This is a genomic window from Zavarzinella formosa DSM 19928 (assembly GCF_000255705.1).
Classification (GTDB): domain Bacteria; phylum Planctomycetota; class Planctomycetia; order Gemmatales; family Gemmataceae; genus Zavarzinella; species Zavarzinella formosa.
In genome coordinates, this window is sequence record NZ_AIAB01000544.1 from 1 (window position 1) to 1,268 (window position 1,268).

Annotated in this window: 2 pseudogenes; both read right to left on the reverse strand. The window is 67.9% G+C overall.

Annotated features, from left to right (window positions below):
* A pseudogene (locus BGIM_RS66850) lies at positions 1–372 on the reverse strand (hypothetical protein); the annotation flags it as partial.
* Positions 366–1,268: pseudogene (locus BGIM_RS47905) on the reverse strand (IS5/IS1182 family transposase); the annotation flags it as partial. The pseudogenes BGIM_RS66850 and BGIM_RS47905, both read right to left, overlap by 7 nt.

Sequence of the window (1,268 nt, forward strand, 5' to 3'; positions counted from 1 at the left end):
TTGTGGACCAACGCCTGCCACAACACCACGGCTCGCGCCTTCGCCCGTCCGCGCACCGTGAACCGGGTCAGTCCGCGATGACGCATCCCCGCGTTCACCCACTCCGCCGTCGACGCCCGCTTCTTGTACAACTTCCTTCGCCGACGCCGTTCCCATCCTCGCGCGCAACTCCCTCATCCCCGGCCCGTCGCCGGCCTTCGGCTCGTATGGATTCTTGCCCGCCTCCCGCTCTTTCTCTTCGTTCTTCAACGGCGTGAACACCTCGATCCCCCGGCGACGGGCCGACTCCACGTCCGCCTTGCTCCCGTAACCGCCGTCGACCAGCGCCCGGTCCGGAGTCCGGCCATACGACGCCTCGATCTGGTTCAGCATGCCCCGAGCAGGCCGTTGTCCGAGCCTTGGCTGGTCACCGACACCCCGACGATGATCCCCGTCTCCGTTGTGGTGGCGCGTTGCACGTTGAACGCCGGTCGTGTTCCCCCGTCGGCCATCTTCATCCGGCGGGCCTCCGGGTCGGTCGTCGAACCCCGGCCCGGCTTTCCCTTCGTGCCGCGCTGCTCCGCCTCCTTCGGATGAAGACGGACCCGTTCCGCCTGCCTGGCCCCCGGTTCCTCCGCCGCCTGGCGGGCCGCTTTCAGACGCTCCAGTCGTTCGCGGGCGTGACGTTCCTTCGCCGCCTGCTGACGACGCGACACGGCGTCGGGCGGCTCGTCCTTCTGGCGTTTCAATTCCTCGATTTGCTCCCGCACCAGTCGCTGGCATTCGTCGATGGACACCGCCCGCCGGAACGAACCCGTCCCGGCGCCCGCCCGTGTCCGCATCCCGTCCTGGGCCACGCACGACAGGTCGATCAACCCCTGGTGAAGCAACGCCGACACGTGCGACACCAGAAATCCGTCCAGAACCGCCTCCCGGCCGGAGCGAAAACTCGCCAGCGTGTGATAATTCAGGGTCACCCCGCCCGCCAGCCAGCGATAGGCGTTGTGAGTCCGGCACAACTCGTCGACCGCCCGGGCGGTCCCGATCCCGTCGCTGGTCGCCCACATCCACAGCGCCAGAAGGATTCGCGGATCGGTGGCGTTGCGGCCCGGAACACCCTCGACGGCCCGGATCACGGACAGCAACGGGGTCAGGTCAAGGGCCGACACATAATCCCACACCGCCCGCGCCGGGTGATCCGGACCGATCAGATCGTCCAGAACCATCGCCGACAACACCACCGTCCGGTCCGCCTGACGCAACCGCGGCTTCGGGAGTTCTTCCATGAC